This is a genomic window from Azospira sp. I13 (genome assembly GCF_003112695.1).
GTDB lineage: Bacteria > Pseudomonadota > Gammaproteobacteria > Burkholderiales > Rhodocyclaceae > Azospira.
Genome location: NZ_BFBP01000009.1, coordinates 4,047 through 24,693, shown reverse-complemented (window position 1 = coordinate 24,693; position 20,647 = coordinate 4,047). Strand labels below are relative to the sequence as shown.

Sequence of the window (20,647 nt, the reverse complement as noted above, 5' to 3'; positions counted from 1 at the left end):
GCGAGCAAGCTTTTCATGAGGAGAGTGTCGATGACGAAATCATTTGCAGGCTGCGTATTCGGCGCGCTGCTGTCCGTCGTCGTTCCCTTTGCCGCATACGGAGCAACGGTGACCGCCAGCCCCGCTGTTTGCGAGAATATGACCGGGGTCGGCTCTGTTGCCTGGACAAACCCTGGCCGTGCAACGGCCAGCGATGATAGCTATGCCACAGCTACGGTAGATGGTACGACTACGAATTACTTGTATTGCCACGACTACGGATTTGCTATTCCTGCGGGCTCGCTGATTAACGGTATCGCAGTGTATGTAGAAAGAAAATCCAACTCCACGTCAAATGGAGGTAGTCGGGACGCTGACCTGTTTATGGTGCGCGGCGGAACTACTGTGGGCTCCGATGGTATGACCACTACGTCCTACACCACGGCGGATGTAGTGGAGGCTCATGGTGGCGCTACGTCCACTTGGGGGGTTTCTCCTGCCTGGTCAGCTACAGATATCAATGCGGCCAATTTTGGTGTCGCGTTTGCTGCGACCAAGCCTAACAGCAGTGGCAGCTCTCATACTGTGTCGGTTGATCGTATTTACATTGTCATCACCTACACGCCTCCCCGGTCGTGCTCAACCGTCAAGACGGGCAACTGGTCTGACGCCACAGTATGGAATTGCGGCGCAGGGCCGGGGGATGGGCCGCCTACGGCGATCGATAGCACAACCATCAACAACCATACGATAACGCTGAACGCAGACGCCGCAGTTGCAACACTGACCAATAATGGCACCCTGCAACGCACCGCCACAACTAGTCGTACCATCACCGTTAGCGGTGACTTCACAAACAATTCATCTGTTACCAACACCGCCAGCAGCGGTACCCTGACCATCAATGTCGGCGGGAATCTCAGTAACAATGGTTCCGGCATTTCGACCAATGCCCTCACGGTGAGCGGTAATGCGACCATCAATGCCGCCTTGACGGTCACCGGAACTTTCTCCGCGAGTGGCGACGTGGTGAAAAACGGGAATAACGCATTTTCGGTCGGCACGCTGACCATGCAGAAAAGCGGTACTCAGGAACTGACTTTATTCAATGGCACCAATTCAATTGGCGCCTTGACTGTCGCCAGTGGCAGTTCGGTGTCTGCAATCACCTACTCTGTCTTTAACATCACGGGGAATGTCACCAATAGCGGGACCTTGTCCCTGCCCAATGCCGATGTGACTTTCAATGGCACGGCAGCCCAGAGTATTGGTGGAACGGCAGACTCCACCATCGGCAGCCTGATCATGAACAACAGTGCCGGCCTGACGCTGAATCGGAGCCTGACCGTCAACAAGGTACTGACCCTGACCAATGGCAAGGTGACGACCGGGACCTATACCCTCAACGTAACCGGGAAGAACTGCTCGGACCCTGCGGTATCGGGGGGAAGCACCAGCAGTTACGTGATTGGCAATCTCCGCCTCCTCTTCCCCGCCTACAACGCCAGTTGCACCTATCCGATTGGCGGTGCAAGTGCCTATGCGCCCATTACCGTAACCTTCCCCTGGTTCAATGGCATAGCCGGTGGCACGCTCATGGCCTACACGACGGGTGGTCAGCACCTCTTTGTCGATAACTCGGGGATCGATTCCAGCAAGAACGTCAATCGCTACTGGACTCTGGGCGCTACGGGCGACACCCTCACCTCGTTGCCGGTGGATGGAAAGTACGATGTGCAGATCGGCTTCCAGTCTTCCGAGGTGCTGGGTGGAGGCAGCATTCCCACGTTCAAGGTGGCCCGCTACGACACCAGCGGTGCCTGGATCGCTCCTGCCGGAACGACTACCACAGGCAGCCCCCTGAATAATGCAGTTTCAACAGAGAACAGGGGCTTCGGTAGCTTCGTGGTCGGCCCTCCGGGGCAAGGCTGCTCCCCTCCCAGCAATACGCCCAGCGACGTATCCGTGACATGCGTGTGCGATAAGTTCATTCTGGGGACTGACCGGGCTGCACTGAATCCTTCCCCCATTTTTGGTGCCAACTGGCGAGCCACTGAGAGCGATGGGACGGGGATTCTGCCGTATATCGCCTCCAGCGGCTATTTGCGGCTGACCCCAAATGAGGGTTACCGGGCCAAGGCCGCCACTGCCCCCGGGATATTCCCCGCTGCCGGTAACTACATATCGGTCGATTTCAAGCTCTATGCCTATGGCGGTAGTGGCGCGGATGGTATCGCCGTCACGCTCTCTGATTATGCTGTCCCGGCCGTGCCGGGGGCGTACGGTGGCTCTCTCGGGTACGCGCAATACGATGGTGGCCGTCCTGGTTTTGCCGGCGGGTGGATTGGGGTGGCCATGGACGAATACGGCAACTACCAGAACCCGACTGAAAGTCGTAAATTGGGCCCCGGTTTTGTGGTTGATTCCGTTGGTGTTCGAGGTTCAGGCTCGGGGACAACCGGTTATCCGTGGCTAGGAGGAACCGCAACCCTGAGCCCCGGGATTGACGCGTCGGGTTCTACCCCCGCGCCAGGTCATGCCTATCAGGTAATCGTGGACGCCCGCAAGGAGCCGGTTAGTACGGCCGTGCTGGTCAATCGGGATACTGGCAGCGGTTACACCAACCTGGTGAATATCCCTAATGTCTATACCACGGCTGCCAAGACGACTTATGGCTATACCCAGGCGCCGGTGCCGACCAACTGGCAAATTTCCTTTACCGCGTCCACCGGGGGCTCGAACAATTATCACGAGATTTCTGCGCTGAGAATCTGTGCGCAGTACATGTATCCGCCGGGGGGAAGCGTCTCCGATGGCTTTTCGGCGATTGATGAAGCATATGGGGTGGCTGGGGGCACGGGGGCGAGCGCTGATGCGGTAAAAATTCAGCAGTACATGACCGGCGACATCTATACCAAGCTGGTGGGAGTGCCTTTCAAACTGAATGTGGCTGCACTATTGAAAGGTGCCAAAAACAAGGGATATGCCCCCGCTGGGGTGACCAAATATGTCCAGTTGAAGCTGGTTAACAACAGCGACAAGGTCTGTGCCGTGAATACGGATGGAAGCTGTCCTAGTGCTTGCATCACCAAACCCGCTATTTCCTCACAGGTTCTTTCCTTTCTCCCGAATCCGACCCAGGCCAGCGGTGATGTCCAGTCTGCTGCCATTACCCTCAATACGGCCTACAACAATCTAGCGGCGGTGATGCGTGAATGTACTGACAGTACTTGTACTGCCTTTACTAGTACGCCAGGTGCCTGTTCTGTCGACCAGTTTTCGGTTCGCCCCCAATCGGTATCTCAGGTCGTCACGACCGATGCAACCAATACCTCGGTCGGTGGTACGCCGACTTTCAAGGCCGGGTCTGACGGATTTTCCTTGGAAGCAACCATTCCAGGGGTGGCTGGTGTGGCCAGTGGCTATACCGGGGTGTTGAAAATCGATAATACGGCGGTACAGGCAGTGGCTCCTGCCAGCATGGCAACGGGGTCCATCCTGAAAACCGGCTCCATCGGCGGCACGTTTGAGGCCGCACAATCCGCAATTGGTAGTGCGACCGGTAAGGGCTCGGCATTCACCTACAGTGAAGTCGGTGCGTTCCGGTTGATTGGCGTGCCTGTAAGTGGAGCGGGGTCGGATCCATCGGCGCATCGAGGTGTATTCGATGGTGTGATGGGGGATACGGAATGCTTGGGGCTGCCTAATGAGAGCGAGCCAGATCGTATCAAGCGTTGCGATAGCTACCGCACGGCAACCTGGACTGGGGTGGATAGCATCACCACTAAAGGCGATTGCGTTCCAGATAATTTTTCGAATACAAAAAATGCTGACGGGAAGTACGGCTGCAACTTCGGTCTGACTACCACCAGCGCGACGATGGGCCGCTTTATTCCCCACCACTTCGAGCTATCCGGCGTCGCCGTTACCAACCGCTCCGATTTGGCAGCGTGCACAACGTCCGCCTTTACCTACATGGGCGAGCCGCTGGCGTTGGCCTTTACCCTGACGGCCAAGAACGGCACCAATACGACGGTGGAGAACTATGATCAGGGTTTGTCGGATGGGGGAACGCCTGCAGTACTCTATTCAAAGTTGCCTGTTGCCCAATGGCTGAGCATCAAGGCCTTGAAGCCCTCGGCGGATATCCAGGCGGGCTATCTGAATCTCTGGGCGATGGACAACGTGTCGTCGGCCCCGGTGGCGATTCCCAACGCGGTGGACCGTTTTAGTACGACGTTGGGTGCCCAATCTTCAGATTGCACCACCCCCGCAGCGCCCGCCATCATCGCCAACCGGTGGTGCAAGGGGGTTGCCAACTTCCGCGGCAGCTTCACTTTGGCGAGAAACAAGGATGCTGCCAACCTGGTCAAGCCCGATGGGCCGTTCGAGACCTTTACCCTGGGCCTTGCGCCCCAGGATGCGGACGGCATCACGCTGGCCTCAGACAAGCTGGATATCGATATCGACCTGGATGCCAGCAAGGTCAAGGAGCGTCGTTACCTTGGGCAAAGCAAGCTGCGTTTTGGCTTGCTGAAACTGACGACGGCCTATGGGTCCGAGCAGTTGCCCCTGAGTGTGCCGATCGAAGCCCGTTACTGGAATGGCACGGGTTTCATTCTGAATGAGGATGATGCCTGCACCATTCCCGCGCTGGCAGCGGCCAACGTGGCTTGGTCGCCAGACGACAAGGTTACGCTGACACCCGATATCAAGTACTCCGTAACCCAGCCGGGGAAGGGGCGGATTGTGCTGCCGACTCCCGACACCACCAAACGCTCTGCTTTCCGGGTCTGCCTGGATATCAGCAGCGAAGGTACCTGCAAGCGGACTACCGGTGGTGCTGAAGCGGCCTTCGGCTACCTGACCGGCCCCTGGGACGGTAGTAACAATTTCGATCGCGATCCTTCGGCCCGGGCCGTCTTCGGTTTAAGCCGTGGGGCCTATCTGTACTACCGGGAACTGTACTAAGGTATGAATAAATTCATATCAATTAAGGCAGTATCCTGGTATTTTGCAGTGAAATATTAAGTTAATTATGCCTCTGTCTTTTTCTCTCCCATTTCTCACCAAATCCTCCGCTCCCCGGGTCGAAGGTTGGCTGGCGGTTGCTCCCCGGGCTGACCGGGTAGATTTGGCCCATGTCATGCCTCGGCCCGGCGGCTTGCCGGAACTAGTGCTGCTGGAGTCCTACGCCACTGGCGGCGATCTGGGAGGTGCCTTGGCGCGCTTGCGCAAGGAACGGCGCTTGGCCGGCTATCGGTGCACTGCCCTGTTAGGGTCTGGCGACTACCAGATTCTTCAGGTCGAGGCCCCCAATGTGCCGGATACGGAACTGCGGGATGCCTTGCGCTGGCAGATCAAGGACATGCTTGCCTACCCAGTGGAAGAGGCTACCCTGGATGTTCTCGAAATCCCCGGGCAGCAAGGCAGCGGGCGTCCGCGCCAGGTTATGGCCGTGGTTGCCAGCAACGCTGTTCTGGCACCAGTGATTCGCGCTTTCCATCAGGCCGGCTTGAATCTGGAAGCCATTGATATTCCCGATGTGGGGCAGCGCAATATTGCCGCCCTCGCTGAGCAGGATGGCCGCGCCCTGGCCGCGCTGGCCTTTGATGGCGATGGCGGTCTGCTGACCATCACGGCCAAAGGGGAGCTCTACGTCAGCCGTCGTATTGATGTCACCTGGCAGGCACTTGCCGCGGCCACCGATGAGCGCCGTGAGCAACTGTTCGAGCGGATCGTGCTGGAAGTGCAACGGACGCTGGATACCTTTGACCGGCAATACAGCTATGTCCCCATGGGGGGGCTGTTGCTGCTGGCAGTCCCTGAAGCCGAGACCTTGCGGGCAGCCCTGGCGCCCAATGTTTACGTTCCGGTCGAGGTGATGGATTTGTCGGCTGCACTCGATTTTCCGAAAGTTCCTGAATTGCGTGTCACCGAACGGCAGGCCCAGTGCCTGAAGCTGATCGGGGCTGCTTTGCGGCAGTAGGCGTGCGGGAGTTCATGTGAGTCAGCAAATCAACTTGTTCAACCCCTCCCTCATTCCCCAACGGGAATGGGCGACGGGCCGTAATGTCCTGTACTTCGCCGGTGGCCTAGCCGTCTTGTTGTTGGTGGTGGGCATCGGTGCTCGCTGGCATCTGGCATCCACCAGTCAGGAAGCCATTGCTGCCGAACAGGCGCTTAGCCAGACCCGCAGCCAGTTGGAGTCGGCCCAGCAGGCGCTGGCCGCCAAGCGTATTCCCCTCGACAAGGACGCCGAGCTACTCAAGTTGCAGCAGGACGTGACGGACCGAGAACAGATCTTGGCCCTGCTTGAGCGAGGTTCCCCCCAGGAAGGTATGGGTTTTGCCGACTATTTCCGCGGCCTGGCCCGTCAAAGCCTGGCAGGCCTGTGGCTGGTCGGCTTCAGTGCCGAATCCGGCGGTAACGGTCTGGAGATTCGTGGGCGGATGACGGATCAGTCCCTCTTGCCCGAGTACATCCGCCGTCTCAATCACGAGCGGGCTTTTGCCGGACGGGAGTTCGCCGCACTGGACGTTCGTCAGCCCCCCCTGGATAAAGGTGATGCCGCCGCAGTGGCTGCTGCCCAGAAATTGCCCCCCTATGTGGACTTTGTCCTGAAACCCTTGCGTTCAGGAACTGCCGGGGCCGCCGACCGTGGAGAAAAGGCGGGCGACAAGGATGGCAAGGGAGGTGCGCAATGAAGGAACAACTGCAGGTGTGGTTGGCTCGCTTTGACGCCCGCCCTGAGCGGGAGCGGTGGGCCCTGGCCATTGCCATTGTCGCCGTTGTTTACTTCATCGGTGACAGTCTCCTGGTCTCCTCGCCGCTGTTGCGTGGCCGGGCCCAGGCGGCGCTGGTGACCCAGTATGAATCCGAACGGGCCACTCTAGCCAACCAGCTGACGGCAACCCAGGCCGAGCTGGCCAGTGCCGGCGTGCAGCGAGACAAAATGCGCCAGGAACTGCAGGCCCGCCGGAGCGAACTCGACGGCAAGCTGAAGGCCCTGGATGGCACCCTGGTGACCCCACAGGCCGCTCCGGCACTGCTGGAGCGCCTGATGGGGCGTCGCAAGGGCTTGCAGATGCTGGGTTTGCGGACCCTGAGCCCGGTTCCCGTGTTGGCGCGACCCCAGGCAGCAGCTGAGGCCAGTAATGACGGCATGAACGTCTATCGCCATGGCGTGGAAATTCGCCTCGCCGGCAACTATCTGGATCTGCTCGGCTATCTTGCCGATCTGGAGGCGGTGCCTGAGCGCTTGTTGTGGGAGGGCGTCAATCTCACCGTGGATGCCTACCCTCGTTCCGTCCTCACCCTGCGGGTGTATACCTTGAGCCTGGACAAGGCCTGGCTGGTGCTATGAGACGAATCCTGATATTGCTGCTGGCCATCTTCAGTGCGGCACCGGCGGGTGCCCAAAGCAGTGAAGTGCTGCCCGACCCGACGCGCCCCCCGGAAAGCCTGATTGCCGCAACGGCAAGTGGTGGAGAAGGTGTGGTGGCGAGCGGCCCGGTGTTGCAGTCTGTCGTGCTGCGGCGGGGAGCCTCCGTGGCCGTGATTAGCGGTCAGACTGTGCCGCTGGGCGGTAAGGTTGGCGAGAGCGTCCTCGTGAAGATTGCGGAGAATGAAGTGGTGCTGCGCGGCAGCCTCGGAACCGAGGTGCTGCGGATGACACCTGAAGTCGATAAAACGGTTGTTGCTGAACGCCCCCGTTCGGGCGGGCGTCGGAAGTAAAGGGGTATTGGTTATGAAGCATGCGTTCATTGGCCTTCTGGCGGCTTTTCTGCTGGGTGGGTGCGTGACCACTGGCGGCCGACCGGGGGAAACTCACGAGCGTATCAAGGGAGAAATGCAGAGTGCGGTGGATGGTCAGCGTACCCCCAATGCAGATGCGGTGAACCAGGCTTTGCTGCCGCCGTTGCAGATCGATGTGCCGAAGGCTGCGGAGGCGGTGGAGCCCCGCTTCGATCTGGTGGTCAGCAATGCACCGGCAGCCCAGGTTTTCATGGCGCTGGTGTCCGGCACCCGTTACAGCATGCTGGTCTCTCCTGAGCTGGCCGGTACGGTGACGGTGAACCTTAAGAATGTTTCGGTGCGTGAAGCCCTGGAGACCCTGCGTGATATCTACGGTTACGACTACCGCATCCAGGGAACGCGTATTAGTGTTTTGCCGAACACCCTGCAAACCCGCGTCTTCCAGGTGAATTACCTGGCTGGCCGCCGTCAGGGCTCCAGTGATGTGCGGGTGACTTCCAGTTCCATCAGCGTGGTATCTCCCGGTACTTCGGGTAGCGGTAGTGCCACCGGCACTGCTGCCGGCCAGCCTGCCGCCGGGGCTCCCGGAACTCCTGGCGGCTCGACAACACGGGCTGCTGACAGCAGCCGGGTTTACACCACCCAGGATGCGGATTTCTGGAAGGAACTGAATACGGCACTGGGGGCCATCGTCGGCAACGAGCAGGGGCGCGGGGTGATCCTCAACGCCCACTCTGGGGTGATCGTGGTGCGGGCGATGCCCAATGAATTGCGCAATGTGGAGAACTACCTGCGCGCCACCCAGTTGATCATCGAGCGTCAGGTGATGCTGGAAGCCAAGATCATCGAAGTTTCCCTGAGCGAAGGCTTCCAGTCAGGGGTCAATTGGTCCGCCTTCTCCAAGAAGACCAGCCGCATGACCATCGGTACCGTGGCGCCCGGAACGACGCTGGGTACGACGGGTGCGATCGGTGATGGCAACGTTGGCGTAGTGCCGGGTTCCGATGGTGGCCTGGCTACGTCTTCCGGTGGGCGCGGCTTCTTCGGTCTGGCTTTCCAGACCTCCAATTTTGCGGCGCTGCTGAATTTCCTGGAAACCCAGGGTACGGTCCATGTGCTGTCCAGCCCCCGTATTGCCACGCTGAACAATCAGAAGGCCGTGCTCAAGGTAGGGACGGACGAGTACTACGTCACCAACGTCAGTACTACCACCGTTGCCGGGACTGGCAGCACTAACACCACGACGCCGAGCGTCACCCTGCAGCCCTTCTTCTCCGGCATTGCCCTGGATGTGACGCCCCAGATCGACGAAAACAACACCATCACCTTGCACGTCCATCCGGCCATCAGCGTCGTCAAGGAAAAGGAAAAGGTCATTAATCTGGGGTCCCAAGTTGGGTCGATGACCCTGCCCCTGGCCACCAGCACGGTCAATGAGACCGACAGCATTGTGCGGGTCCAGGACGGCAACATCGTGGCCATCGGCGGCCTGATGAAGCAATCCCAGGTGGATGACCGTTCCGGTCTGCCGGGCACTACCGGCCCGGGCTTCTTCGGTGCCTTGTTCGGCCAGCGTGCCAAGTCCCTGGCCAAGCAGGAACTGGTGATCCTGATCAAGCCAACGGTGATCCAGAACGAGGCTGACTGGCAGCCGGACCTGCGCAACACCCAGTCCCGTCTGCAGGATTACGCACCGGCTGTGGCGCCCCAGTATTGATGCGCTTCCATCGAGGTCACGGGTGTACCTGAAGCACTTCGGGCTGTTGGAGCTGCCCTTCGGTATTACCCCGGATACCAGCTTCATCTACGGTTCCACCGCCCACCAGGAGGCGCTCAATACCCTGCTGGTGGCCCTGCGGGCCGGGGAGGGCTTCGTCAAGATCACCGGCGAGGTCGGCACCGGCAAGACGCTGCTGTGCCGACGTTTGCTGCAGGCCCTCGGCAACAAATTCGTCACTGCCTACCTGCCCAATCCCAACCTGGAGCCCCGCACCCTGTATCTGGCCCTGGCCGAGGAATTGCGCCTGGATGTGCCGGTAGATATTGACCAGTATCACCTGCTAAAGGCCCTCAACAAGCGGCTCCTCGATATCGCCCGGACCGGCAAGGCTGCCGTGGTGTGCATCGACGAGGCCCAGGCCATGCCGGTGGAGAGCCTGGAAGCGCTGCGCCTGCTTTCCAACCTGGAGACGGAGAAGCGCAAGCTGCTGCAGTGGGTGATCCTGGGGCAACCGGAACTCGATGCCAAGCTGGCTCGGGAAGACATCCGCCAGCTCCTGCAGCGCATCACTTTCCACTATCGTCTCAGTGGCCTGGCTCGCAAGGAAGTGGCGGATTACGTCAGCCATCGTCTGCGCGTGGCGGGCTACCGTGGCGATTCCCTCTTTTCCGACGCCGCCGTGAAGTTGCTGCATCGGGCCAGCGCCGGCACCCCACGCCTGATTAACATCCTCTCCCACAAGGCCCTGCTCGCCGTATTCGGTGAGGGCTCCTTCCAGGTCAAGCGCAAGCACGTCAAGGCAGCCGTTCGGGATACCGAAGGGGCGGCGACCTTGCGTTTCTGGTGGTAAGGCCATGAGCGTCATCAATCAAATGCTGCAGGATCTCGACGCCCGCCGGGCTGAAGATCAGCGCAAGGGGCTACCCAACGAAGTGCGGCCGCTGCCGGGGCGCAACCGGAATTCCGAAACCCCCTGGCTGGGGCTGAGCCTGGTATTGCTGGTAGCGGCGGGACTGGGGGGAGGGGCCTGGTACTACCTGGGGGCTCCGGGTGGATTCGCTTCGCTCCCTTCCGGGGGCGCAGCCACATCGGCTGTCACCGGGGCTGGGCAGGTGGTTGCTCCAGCGGCAGTGCCCGCATTGGTGGCCGCACCTGCAACAGTTTCCGCCATTGCCGAAGCACCGACTGCCGGGGTGGCCACGCCCCCGCTGCTGTTCAAGGAAGATGATTTTCCGGCCAGCCTGCGCTTGTCCGACATTCTCTCCGGTAGCCCATCCCGTTCGTCGGCGGGGCGAGATAGCCGACCAGTGCCGGCGGCGGTTCCTGCCAGCCCTGCTCCCAGTACGGTTGCCAGCAGTGGGCCGGCAACCGTCAACGGGCCAATCGGCAAGGTACCGGAAGGTGTTTTGGCCGGCCAGGCGGCGCCCCGGGTTGCTGAAGCGCCGGGAGCCACTGCAGCTTCTGCCGCTCCCACCACTGCGCCGGTGCCATCCGGCCCGGTGCGGATCGAGAAGACGCCCATGCAGCCCTCCTCCCAGGAGCGCGCTGAAGCGGAATATCGCCGGGGCGTGGCCGCCATCAACCAGGGCGCATTGAAGGAAGGTGCAGATGCCCTGCGCCAGACGCTGAAGCTGGATGGACAACACGCCGCGGCCCGCCAGTTGCTGCTGCGTCTGCTGCTGGAGCAGCGCAATCAGGACGAGGCTCGCAGCCTGCTGGAAGAGGCGGCCCGCCTGCAACCGGGGCGCTATCAGTGGGCCCTGGCCCTGGCCCGGCTGCAGGTGGAGCGGGGCGATGCAAGCGCCGCCTGGCAGGCTTTGCAGGGCTCCATGGCGGCCGGGGCGGGTAATGCCGATTATCAGGGGCTCAGCGGCAATGTGTTGCAGCGCCTGGGGCGCCATCGGGAATCGGCCGAACATTATCGGGCGGCCTTGCGCATTGCTCCCGGCGAAGGGCGCTGGTGGCTTGGCTTGGGCCTGGCTCTGGAGGCCGATGGCAACGCGGCCGAAGCGCGTCAGGCCTTTCTCAGTGCCCGCTCCTCCGGCTCCCTGACCGCCGACATGGTCGCCTTCGTCGATCAGCGCCTGCGTTAAGGGCTGATGGCCGACGTGGCCTGCCGGGGCGGAAGTACCTTCTCATCCAGGATCGGCAGCAGGGTGCCCAGTTCGGGATAGCGTTGGCTCAGCGCCTGCCATTGGGGGCGAATTCCACCGACCAGATCAGGATAGAGGCGCATCGCCATGCGCAGCATGATCTCTGCCTCCCGCGTTTGCCCGGCCAGAGCCAGCAAGACCGGGTACTTGAATACCAGCCGATCCACCGGAGAAAAGCGCAGGGCGCTTGCCGTGATGCGCAGCTTGTCTGGCAGGTTGTCCCTGCTGATGGGCGCCAGGGTGGCGTAGTAAAGCTCGATGTAGTGAGGGAACAGGGAATCCTCGTGCAGGGCTTCCAGGCGCTGGTGTACCTGGGGCCAGCTGACTTGCGCCGTGGGCGTGGCGGGCTGCAGGTTCAAGGTGTCTTCCAGGCGCCCATAGTCCCGGTAGAGATTGCCGAGAGTCCAGAGCGCCAGCAACAGCAGGAGCCCCTGGCCGGGGCGACCCAGCTTCTCCAGGCTAACGGAAATGGGGCTGGGTACGAGGGCTCCCAGAATCAGGGCGGTGGGGCCAAGGAAAAATGCATACCAGAGCGGGTATTCCAGCTGGCTGTGATGCCGATCACTGTCAGTACCGCCAGGCCCCACCAGTGGGCCAGCCCCCAATCCTGGCGCAAAAATTCCCGTGCCAGGGCCGTGCCGACGACCAGCAGCAACAACAGGCTGCCGATGCCGAATTCTGCCAATAACTGGAGAAGGAGGTTGTGGGCATGTTCCGCCGCACCCGGCAACGTGCCAGGTGGCAGAATTCCGGCCAGGGCGAAGGTCTGCCAGGAATACTGGCCGATGCCGACGCCGAGCCAAGGGGCGCTGACGAAGCTGCTCCAGGCAACCTGCCACAGGCCAAAACGGATGGAAGTGCCGCTGACCTCCTGGAACAGGCGATCGCCGCTGGTAGCAACATGAATGTCAGCGAAACTGAGCAGATGCTTGCCCAGGGAAAACAGCAGGATGAAACCGGCAAGCCACAGCGTATGGCGCAGTAGTGGGGCAGGCAGGCGGCCGCGGCGGGCCATCAGGTAGGTGAGGGCGGGAATGGCAGCCGCGTAGAGGTAGACCGTGCGCGAGGTACTGAGCAGGGCTGCGCCGCTCAGCAGCATGGCGAGGACGGCGAAGGCCAGGGTGCCCAGCCGCTGCCGGCCGTGCAGATAAATCACTGATACCACGCCGAGCCAGAGATAGTTGGCGAACTGGTTACGCTGCCCCAGATTGCCGAAGACCTGCTCGCCCAGGGCGGGGAACAGCCACTCCCGGCCAATGGCCGGGCCATGGAACTGCAGCAGTACCAGCAACAGGCTGATGCCGCCTCCGCCGAGAAATCCCCAGGCCAGCGCCTCTGCCAGTGCCTCCAGTCCCGCCTCCCGGGCCAGCACCCGGCCCAGCAGGGCCATCAGCATGGCCCACAGCAGATACAGGGCGAAGATCAGCCCCTGGTGGATGATCAGCACCTGCCCCGCCAGTAGCTGAAACAGGAAAAGCAGGATCAGGCCCAGGGGGATGAGGGCAACCACCGGCAGGCGCAGGTCGCGACGGGCCTCGGTGCTGAAGAAGTAGGTCATGGCCAGGCAACCCAGAGCTGCCGCCCACCACTCGCCATAAAAGGAGGGGATGGGATTCAGGTGATGGGGATTGATGAAGGGAAACAGGGCCATCGCCCCCAACAGGAGCAGCGCCAGGCGGTGGGGCCGGCGGAGGGTGCACAAGAATTGCGCTAGGGTATGGGCGAGGGCATTCATCATGTGTGATGGCAGGTTCTGGCGACGGCGAGGACATCCACCCGGAGGGCGCCGTGCAGTTTGAGGGTACGGGCGCATTCGTTCAAGGTGGCGCCGGTGGTCATGACATCGTCGAGGAGCAGGATGCGCCGACCCGTCAGCATTCCGGGGCAGTGGAAGGCACCGCGGATGTTGGCGTGGCGCTCCGCCAGCGGCAGCTCGGCCTGGGGGCGGGTCGCAAGCTGGCGTCGGCAAAGCTCGGGCATGACCGGCAGGTTGAGGTGCGGCCCCAGGTGCCGGGCGACTTCCCGGCTCTGGTTGAAACCCCGTTCCGCCAGCCGCTGTGGGTGCAGCGGCAAGGGCACGAGACAATCCCAATCTGTGCTGTGGGCGAACAGCATGGGGGCCAGCCGGTGACCGAACCAGGCTGCCAGTCCCAGCTCATTTCGGTACTTGAGGGCGTGGAGGAGGGCATCGAGGGGATGCTCATAGCGCCACAGGGCCCAGGCCCGGTCGAAATGGGGTGGGTGGCGCAGGCAGTGGGCGCACCATTGGCCGCTGCAGTCAGGTTCGGCACAACGAGGGCAGGCCCCCGGGCCCAGATGGGGCAGGTCGGCCTCGCAGGCCTGGCAGACCAGGGGGCTGTGGTCGTGCTCACCACAGAGCAGGCAGGAGCCGGGCAGCAGGCCATCCAGCACCGCGCCGGCAGCCTGGCGGAGGAGGCGACGGCTTTGGGCTACAATTGACATTTACCCTGCCGTCCGCGATTATTCATAATTATGAGCCATACTTAATAGTATGGATACCAGTAGGGTTATTCGCAAAGGTTTTGCCATGAACGCAGTTGCCGCAGCAGTTTCCGACACATCCTCCACCCCTTGCGGCGCCTCCGCCGAGCAGGCCAAATGGACGCTGCCCCAGGTACAGGCCCTGTTCGACCTGCCGTTCATGGATCTCGTCTTCCGCGCCCAGCAGGTGCATCGGGAAAACTTCGATGCCAACGCCATCCAGCGTTCCACCCTGCTGTCCGTGAAGACCGGCGGTTGCTCCGAGGACTGCGGCTACTGTTCCCAGTCCGCCCGTTATAACACGGAGGTGGAGCGCGAAGCCCTGCTGCCTCTGGACGACGTGCTCAAGGCCGCCCAGGCCGCCAAAGACCGGGGCGCTTCCCGCTTCTGCATGGGCGCCGCCTGGCGCGGCCCGAAGGACAAGGACCTGGACAAGGTCACTGAAATGATTTCCGCCGTCAAGGCCCTGGGCCTGCAGACCTGCGTCACCCTGGGTATGCTCAAGGACGGCCAGGCCGAGAAGCTGAAGGAAGCCGGCCTCGACTACTACAACCACAACCTGGATACGGACAAGGAATTCTACGGCCAGGTGATCAAGAGCCATTGCCACGAAGACCGCATCGACACCCTGGACCAGGTGCGGGATGCCGGCATCAATGTCTGCTCCGGCGGCATCATCGGCATGGGCGAAACCCGCAAGAACCGGGCGGCCCTCATCGCCCAGCTGGCCAATCTGCCCAAGGCGCCGGAATCCGTGCCCATCAACAACCTGGTGCCGATCCCCGGCACTCCCCTGGCCAACGTCAAGCCGGTGGATGGCATCGAATTCGTGCGCACCATCGCCGCTGCCCGCATCACCATGCCTACCTCCTACGTGCGCCTGTCCGCCGGCCGTCACGAGATGAGCGAAGAACTGCAGACCCTCTGCTTCCTGGCCGGCGCCAACTCCATCTTCTACGGCGAAGCGCTCCTGACCACCGGCAACTCCCAGGCCGACCAGGACGATGCCATGTTCGCCAAGCTGGGCCTCAAGCCCATCTGATCGCTCCATGACGCAGCCGGCGGCCCCCCTGGTGGACTGCCGCCAGGTGCGGCGGACCTTCGCTCGTGCGGCGGCCGGCTACGATGCCGCCGCCTTCATCGCCCAGGAAGTTGGCGGGCGCATGGCGGAGCGGCTGGATTACGTCCGCCTCGAACCCCAAAAGATTCTCGACCTGGGCTGCGCTACCGGCGCCAGCCTGGCCGGCCTCCAGGCCCGTTATCCCGACGCCCTGGTACTCGGCGCCGATGCGGTGCCCGCCATGCTGGCCGAGGCCCGCCGGCGCCATCCGGCCAGCGGCCCGGTGATTTCCCGCCTGCCGACCTGGTTGGGCGGTGGGGCCCGAGGCCCGGGCCTGCTGGCGGCTGACGCCCTGGCCCTGCCACTGGCTGCCGGCAGCCTTTCCCTGCTTTGGTCCAACCTGATGCTGCACTGGGTGAACGACCCGGAGCCGGTGCTCAAGGAATTCCACCGCAGCCTGGAGGTGGGCGGCCTGCTGATGTTCTCCACCTTCGGTCCGGATACGCTGAAGGAGCTGCGCTCCGCCTTCGGCGATGGCTATGCCCATACCCAGCGCTTCATCGACATGCACGACTGGGGCGACCTGCTGGTTCATTGCGGCTTCGCCGATCCAGTGATGGACATGGAAGTGCTCACCCTGACCTACCCAGATTTCGATGCCCTGGCAGCGGAACTCAAGGCGGCTGGCGATACCTGCGCCATGACGGCCCGCCGCCCCGGCCTGATGACGCCCCGCCAGTGGCGCCGCGCTGCCGAAGCCTTCGGCCGCCAGGCCAAGGACGGCCGCACAGCGGTCACGGTGGAAGTGGTCTACGGCCACGCCTGGAAAACGGCACCCAAAAAGATCGCCGATGGTCGCAGCATCGTTCGCTTCGACCGCCCCAAGCCCGGCCATTCCTGATTCCGCAGGCCTCGGTCGGCGGTGTCACCACTGCAGGCAGCAGCTGCGTTGCCTCCCGAAAATCACCTGAAGAGCGCCTGAATAACACCCAACATCGCCTGGAAACCAAGGCGGGGCGCGGGTCTTTGTCAAACCCCGCGCCCTGCTTGCCGCTCCGGGGTGTTTGTGGGAAGAATGGCGTCCCTATTGCCTCTGCGGCCGATGCCAAAGGGAGGTGCCAAAGGGAGTGCGGTGACGATCTTGCGCCCGGCGTGACCTGGCGCCCGATGTTGGAGCCATTTGCCGGCACCGGCCTTCCCCTTCCGCTGTCCTAACCCGGCCGCCCTTGCAGCTGCACCTTTCGCCGGTGGAAGCGTTGCAACAGGCCGAGGGCTTGCTGCTGTTCGGCCATGGCTTCGGCCCGGGCGAAATGGCGACGGGCTTCCCGGGCCTTTTCCCGTTGCAGCAAGCATTCCCCCTTCAGCCAGACCACGTCGGCGATGCAGTATTCGTCTTCATTGACCACCGCCTCCTGGATGGTCACGTCGATCAGGGCTTCTGCCTCGCTCCAGGCGGACTGGGCCACCAGGGCCCGGGCGGCGATCCAGCGCGAGGTGGTGATGCCGGCCTGGTAGGCCAGCTGCATCTGGGCGGCGGCGCCGAAAAGAGGCCGGTTGTCTTCCAGCACCCCCAGGCGGGCCTGGGCCCACAGCAGGAAAAGGCTATTGACGCTTTCCCACAGCGGTAGCCCGTACTGCCGGGCCAGGGAAAGGCCCTCGCTGGCCTGGGCCAGCACCGTCTCCACATCTTCCCGGCACCAGTGCATGGCGACAGAGAAAGTGAGGGCGAAGCACAGGGCGTGGGTGCGTCCCCCTTCCCGCGCCAGGGCGACGCTTTGCGCTGCCACGGCGCAGCCTTCCGCCTCTTCCCCCATGAACCACAGGTTCCAGCCGAGAAAGGCCCGGCAGGTCACCGCCGGATCGTCCACGCAGTAGCGGATGCGGTCCCGGGGCAGCAGGCGGCTGGCTAGGTCGGCGCCTTTTTCTTGCCAGCTGCGGGCTTCGGCCAGCTGGCCCCGCCAGAAAAGGGAATTGCCGAGGGCGAAGCTGGCCATCAGCCGCTCGATGTCGGTCTGGGCCAGGCTGGCTAACTGGCGGGCAATGTTCAGCCCTTCCACCTCGCCCTGGGAACTGCCGCCCATGTAGCGCCCGCTGAGGGCGGCAAAATAGGTCTGGCGGCGGCTGCCTTCCAGGGGCATGTGCCGCCCCAGTTCGTCCGCCACCTGGGAGAACAGCCGGTGGGCTAGGGGGGAGCCGAAGCCCTGGGCCAGCTGGGCGGCGTAACCGCGGCGAATCTGTACCGCCTGGCGTTCGGCCAGGGGGGCGTCCCAGGCTTCCAGCATCTTGTCTGCCTCCTCGAAGCAACGCAGGGCGTCGGCGGCGAATTCCCGCGCCATGGCGGCAGAGCCGGCGTGGTTCCACCACAGGGCGGCTTCCTTCCAGCAGCGCCCGGCACTGAAATGGCGGGCCACGGCTTCCGCCTGGGGCGCCTCGGCTTCGAGGAAAAGGTAGGCGGCGTGACGGTGCAGGGCCTGCTGCTGCCCCGGGGGCAGGCTTTGGTAGGCGGTGTCGCGGATGAGGGCATGGCTGAATTCGTAGAGGTCGTCGTCGAGGGCGACGACCAAGCGCTGCCCGATGGCCGCCTCCAGGGCGGCTTGCACCGGCGCATCCGGCAGCAGGGCGCGCAGCAGCTCCAGGCTGAAGCTGACGCCGAGCACGGCGGCGCTGCGCAGTACGTCCTTGGCCGGCCCCAGGCGATCCAGCTCGCTTTGCAGGAGCTCTTCCACCGGCTGCCGGTGGTCGATGCCTTCCAGCCAGTCCTTGGCCAGGCGCTCGATGAAGAGGGGAATGCCGCCACAACTGCCGGCAATGCGCTGGCGTTCCTCCGGCGGAATGTGGGCGGCCCGGTCGGCAGCGGCGACCAGGGCCAGGGCTTCGCCCGGGTTGAGGGGCGGCAGGTCGAAGTGTCGGGTGAGGGCGGGCGGGCTATCCGCCAGCATCTCGGCGCGGCCGGTGAGCACCAGCAGCACTGGCCTGTCGCCCAGGCTTTTGACGAACTGGCCGAGCAATTCCAGGGTGGTCAGGTCACACCAGTGCAGATCGTCCATCACCAGCAGGGTCGGGCGCCGTTCGATCAGGCAATCCACCAGGCCCAGGAGGGCGCTGAAGGCCGTACTCTTGGCCTGGATGCCGCTGCTACCCATGGCGCTTTCGGCCATCAGCACGGCCAGGGCTTCCCGGTGTTCCGGGGTCAGCCGGGGGTAGGCCTGGGCGAGAACCTGCTCGGTCTTCTCGCGCCGGCGGCTTGGCCCGTCGTGGCGCTCAATGCCGGCCAGAGCCTCCAGGCTGGCCAGCACAGCGGCCAGGGGATGGTGTTGCAGTTCGAGACGGCAGGCGATGTGGCGCACCTGGCCACCAAGCATATCCACCTGCCGCGACAGTTCTGCCGCCAGGCGCGTCTTGCCCATGCCGGCGGGGGCGCGGATCAAGGCGATGCGCGACTTGCCGGCCCGAGCGTCGTCCCAGAGGGCCAGCAACTGGCCCAGCTCCCCCTCCCGGCCTGCAAAGGGCAGGCCGCTGCGGGCGCTCTGGCGGGCGCGCGGGGGGCGGTGCCCGGTGAGGTTGAAGGTTTCCAGGGGAGCTGCCGTACCGGGCAGGGTCCGGCTGCCGGCGGGCCGGAAGGCAAAGTCCGGCCCGGCCTGATCGGCCACGGCGCCATTGACCAGGGTTTCACCGGGCGCAGCGGACCAGCCCAGCAGCATGGCCAGATCGGGGATTTCCCCCAGCAAGTGGGGGGCGGTGGCGTTCCCCTGATAGAGCATACGGCCGTGGCAGACGCCCATGCGCGGCGTCATGGCCCGGGCCGGGCCGGAGCGGATTTCCTCCGCGGCGATCAGGGCTCGCTCCACCGAACGCTCCAGGGCCGGCGGCAGGCCGAACACAGCGAGAATGCCGCGGCCGATGGTGGAGGCGACGCGGCCGCCCCGCCGGTGGATCAACTCCTGCAGGGCCGCCATGAATTCGCCGTCGGCCGCCATGCCGCTATCCGGTGCCAGGCAGAAATCACAGTAGAGGGCCGTCAGCCCCCGTAGTTCGGGTAGCTGGGGCAGCGCGGCGGAGGGCAGGCCATCGGTCCGGTCCGCCAGCTGGCGTTGCAATTCCTCCCGCAGGCGCAGCAGGGCATTGCCGGGGGCGCTGCCACCTTCCTGCTTCAAGGCCCGTTCCAGCTGGGCGAAGGTGGCCAGGGCACCATCCAGATCGCCCTGCTCAGCCAGCAAGGTCATCAGCGTCAGGTGGCGGGCTTCGTCGCAGGGCGCCAGTTGCACCAGCAGGCGGGCGGGTGCCAGGGCTTCGGCCAGATGGCCGGCCTCCCGCCGGGCTTGCAGGAGGCGCTCCAGCAGGCTGGCGGCACGCCCGGCCATGTCCCGCCGCACCGCCAGCAGCCAATCCTCGAATTCGCCCGCATTGTTTAGTTGCAGGCCGGCCATGAATTCCCCTGTCAGGTGGGCCAAACCATTCGGTAAATCATGCAGCCAGGGCGCTTCCGGGGGGCGCTCGGCGCTTTCCTCAAGCAGCAGGTGGACATCCACCCGCAGCCCGGGGCCGGGCTGGAGGCGGATGGCCTGATCGTCCTTCTCCAGGGGGCCGGCGCCTGTCGGCGTATTGAGCAGGGCCGCCAGGTTGTTGAGGACCTGGCGCAGGTTGGTGCGGGCCGCGGCCAGGGGCAGATCGGGCCAGAGCAGGGCCGCCAGCTTTTCCCGGGGCTGCCATAGGCCGCTGTGAACGGCCAGGTAGGCCAGCAAAGCCAGACCCTTGCGGTATTTGATGCGGCCGCTGATGTCGACGCCGTCACGGCACAGCCGGGGCGGGCCGAGGAGATCCAGTTGCAGCTTGCAGGCAGCGGCAGGGGGGCTAGCGGAAGGCGCGAGGGACATGGCGGGGCGGCTTTGGGGGCGTTTGGGGCATGAATGCCCCAGGCGTTGGGCAAGGTGGCGGACGGAGGCGGCGATCAAAAATGTCGAAACAGGGGCCGGAGGAGAAATCGGAACAAGGGACAGGTAAGGAGCCGCTTGCCCGGAGGCGTAGTAACGGCGCGCCCCAGCGCCCCTGAAATGCCAATCTGAAGGAGGCATCTTACGCCTCTCTTACGCTGGTGCTTCATGATGTTGGCAATGCTGCCATAGCTTCGCCATTACTTCGCCATTGCACGGGCACGGCCAAGCCATGGCCCGATACTGCTGCCCGCTCCGTTGCCATTGACCTTCCGCCCCGAGGCCCCCATGAACCACACCTACCGACTCGCCTGGAACGAACAGAGCCAAAGCTACGTAGCCGCGCCGGAAAGTGCCCGGGGCCGAAGCAAGGGAGGACGGGCCTCCCGGGGCGGGCGTCGCCTCAAGCCCCTGGCCCTGGTGGTGGGCAGCCTGCTGGCCGGTACCGCCCTGGCAGCCCCGCCGGCCGCCAATGCCCTGCCCACGGGCGGGCAGGTCGNTGGCCGGCCAGGCCGCCCTGGCCCAGAACGGCAACCAGCTGACC

General features: G+C 63.5%; 15 protein-coding genes. 11 read left to right on the top strand and 4 right to left on the bottom strand.

Annotation, left to right across the window (positions count from 1 at the left end; genetic code table 11):
* The first annotated feature begins 30 nt into the window (after positions 1-30).
* The 8 genes from AZSI13_RS08435 (at position 31) to AZSI13_RS17275 (ending at position 11,550) form a co-directional block, all read left to right on the top strand.
* Positions 31-4,950: a DUF6701 domain-containing protein gene (locus AZSI13_RS08435; RefSeq protein ID WP_133247296.1), complete on the top strand. Its 4,920-nt coding sequence runs from the start codon at positions 31-33 to the stop codon at positions 4,948-4,950.
* A 175-nt stretch (positions 4,951-5,125) separates the two neighbouring features.
* Entirely contained in the window at positions 5,126-5,968 is an 843-nt protein-coding gene (locus AZSI13_RS08430) for an agglutinin biogenesis protein MshI (protein ID WP_133247295.1), read from the top strand.
* 16 nt (positions 5,969-5,984) lie between these two features.
* Positions 5,985-6,686 carry a hypothetical protein gene (locus tag AZSI13_RS08425; RefSeq protein WP_133247294.1) on the top strand — a complete coding sequence of 234 codons (702 nt, stop codon included), beginning with the start codon at positions 5,985-5,987 and terminating at the stop codon, positions 6,684-6,686.
* On the top strand, positions 6,683-7,345 hold the full coding sequence (locus AZSI13_RS08420) for a hypothetical protein (protein ID WP_109040730.1): 663 nt from the start codon (positions 6,683-6,685) through the stop codon (positions 7,343-7,345). The genes AZSI13_RS08425 and AZSI13_RS08420 overlap by 4 nt, the downstream gene beginning before the upstream one ends.
* Positions 7,342-7,716 (top strand): MSHA biogenesis protein MshK, encoded by a 375-nt coding sequence (locus tag AZSI13_RS08415; RefSeq protein WP_109040729.1) that lies wholly within the window; start codon positions 7,342-7,344, stop codon positions 7,714-7,716. Before AZSI13_RS08420 ends, AZSI13_RS08415 begins: the two co-directional genes overlap by 4 nt.
* Before the next feature lie 13 nt (positions 7,717-7,729).
* Positions 7,730-9,454 (top strand): secretin N-terminal domain-containing protein, encoded by a 1,725-nt coding sequence (locus tag AZSI13_RS08410; RefSeq protein ID WP_109040728.1) that lies wholly within the window; start codon positions 7,730-7,732, stop codon positions 9,452-9,454.
* Between the two features lie 22 nt (positions 9,455-9,476).
* A complete protein-coding gene (locus AZSI13_RS08405; protein WP_109040727.1) occupies positions 9,477-10,307 on the top strand; it encodes an ExeA family protein in 831 nt (276 codons plus the stop codon).
* Between the two features lie 4 nt (positions 10,308-10,311).
* Positions 10,312-11,550 carry a tetratricopeptide repeat protein gene (locus AZSI13_RS17275; protein ID WP_133247293.1) on the top strand — a complete coding sequence of 413 codons (1,239 nt, stop codon included), beginning with the start codon at positions 10,312-10,314 and terminating at the stop codon, positions 11,548-11,550.
* Here AZSI13_RS17275 and AZSI13_RS08395 read toward each other — a convergent pair.
* Genes AZSI13_RS08395 through AZSI13_RS08385 form a run of 3 tightly spaced genes read right to left on the bottom strand, consistent with a single transcriptional unit; the run spans position 11,547 to position 14,073 of the window.
* Complete coding sequence (locus AZSI13_RS08395; RefSeq protein WP_165833413.1) at positions 11,547-12,197, bottom strand: Wzy polymerase domain-containing protein; 651 nt, start codon at positions 12,195-12,197, stop codon at positions 11,547-11,549. The two genes, AZSI13_RS17275 and AZSI13_RS08395, sit on opposite strands and share 4 nt — an antisense overlap.
* Complete coding sequence (locus tag AZSI13_RS08390) at positions 12,107-13,312, bottom strand: O-antigen ligase (RefSeq protein WP_133247292.1); 1,206 nt, start codon at positions 13,310-13,312, stop codon at positions 12,107-12,109. Before AZSI13_RS08390 ends, AZSI13_RS08395 begins: the two co-directional genes overlap by 91 nt.
* A gap of 32 nt (positions 13,313-13,344) precedes the next feature.
* Positions 13,345-14,073, bottom strand: coding sequence for a ComF family protein (locus AZSI13_RS08385; protein ID WP_109040723.1), 729 nt, complete (start codon positions 14,071-14,073; stop codon positions 13,345-13,347).
* A gap of 85 nt (positions 14,074-14,158) precedes the next feature.
* Here AZSI13_RS08385 and bioB point away from each other — a divergent pair, with 85 nt between their 5' ends.
* Both bioB and AZSI13_RS08375 read left to right on the top strand, forming a co-directional pair.
* Positions 14,159-15,154, top strand: coding sequence for a biotin synthase BioB (gene bioB / locus AZSI13_RS08380; RefSeq protein ID WP_109040722.1), 996 nt, complete (start codon positions 14,159-14,161; stop codon positions 15,152-15,154).
* A gap of 7 nt (positions 15,155-15,161) precedes the next feature.
* Complete coding sequence (locus AZSI13_RS08375) at positions 15,162-16,073, top strand: methyltransferase domain-containing protein (RefSeq protein ID WP_109040721.1); 912 nt, start codon at positions 15,162-15,164, stop codon at positions 16,071-16,073.
* A gap of 310 nt (positions 16,074-16,383) precedes the next feature.
* Here the strand turns inward: AZSI13_RS08375 and AZSI13_RS08370 are convergent, their stop codons facing one another.
* Entirely contained in the window at positions 16,384-20,046 is a 3,663-nt protein-coding gene (locus AZSI13_RS08370; RefSeq protein WP_165833411.1) for an AAA family ATPase, read from the bottom strand.
* A 345-nt stretch (positions 20,047-20,391) separates the two neighbouring features.
* On the opposite strand from AZSI13_RS08370, the gene AZSI13_RS08365 reads away from it, so the two are divergent.
* Positions 20,392-20,647 (top strand): ESPR domain-containing protein (locus AZSI13_RS08365; protein WP_201262338.1); only part of this gene is annotated, 256 nt, incomplete at its 3' end.

What these genes read in the sequence shown, in the direction of transcription:
- AZSI13_RS08420 (WP_109040730.1), top strand. Translation starts at nt 6,683, where the DNA reads ATGAAGGAACAACTGCAGGTGTGGTTGGCTCGCTTTGACGCCCGCCCT.
- AZSI13_RS08370 (WP_165833411.1), bottom strand. Translation starts at nt 20,046, where the DNA reads ATGTCCCTCGCGCCTTCCGCTAGCCCCCCTGCCGCTGCCTGCAAGCTG.
- AZSI13_RS08410 (WP_109040728.1), top strand. Translation starts at nt 7,730, where the DNA reads ATGAAGCATGCGTTCATTGGCCTTCTGGCGGCTTTTCTGCTGGGTGGG.
- AZSI13_RS08435 (WP_133247296.1), top strand. Translation starts at nt 31, where the DNA reads ATGACGAAATCATTTGCAGGCTGCGTATTCGGCGCGCTGCTGTCCGTC.
- AZSI13_RS08375 (WP_109040721.1), top strand. Translation starts at nt 15,162, where the DNA reads ATGACGCAGCCGGCGGCCCCCCTGGTGGACTGCCGCCAGGTGCGGCGG.
- bioB (WP_109040722.1), top strand. Translation starts at nt 14,159, where the DNA reads ATGAACGCAGTTGCCGCAGCAGTTTCCGACACATCCTCCACCCCTTGC.
- AZSI13_RS17275 (WP_133247293.1), top strand. Translation starts at nt 10,312, where the DNA reads ATGAGCGTCATCAATCAAATGCTGCAGGATCTCGACGCCCGCCGGGCT.
- AZSI13_RS08430 (WP_133247295.1), top strand. Translation starts at nt 5,126, where the DNA reads ATGCCTCGGCCCGGCGGCTTGCCGGAACTAGTGCTGCTGGAGTCCTAC.
- AZSI13_RS08415 (WP_109040729.1), top strand. Translation starts at nt 7,342, where the DNA reads ATGAGACGAATCCTGATATTGCTGCTGGCCATCTTCAGTGCGGCACCG.
- AZSI13_RS08385 (WP_109040723.1), bottom strand. Translation starts at nt 14,073, where the DNA reads ATGTCAATTGTAGCCCAAAGCCGTCGCCTCCTCCGCCAGGCTGCCGGC.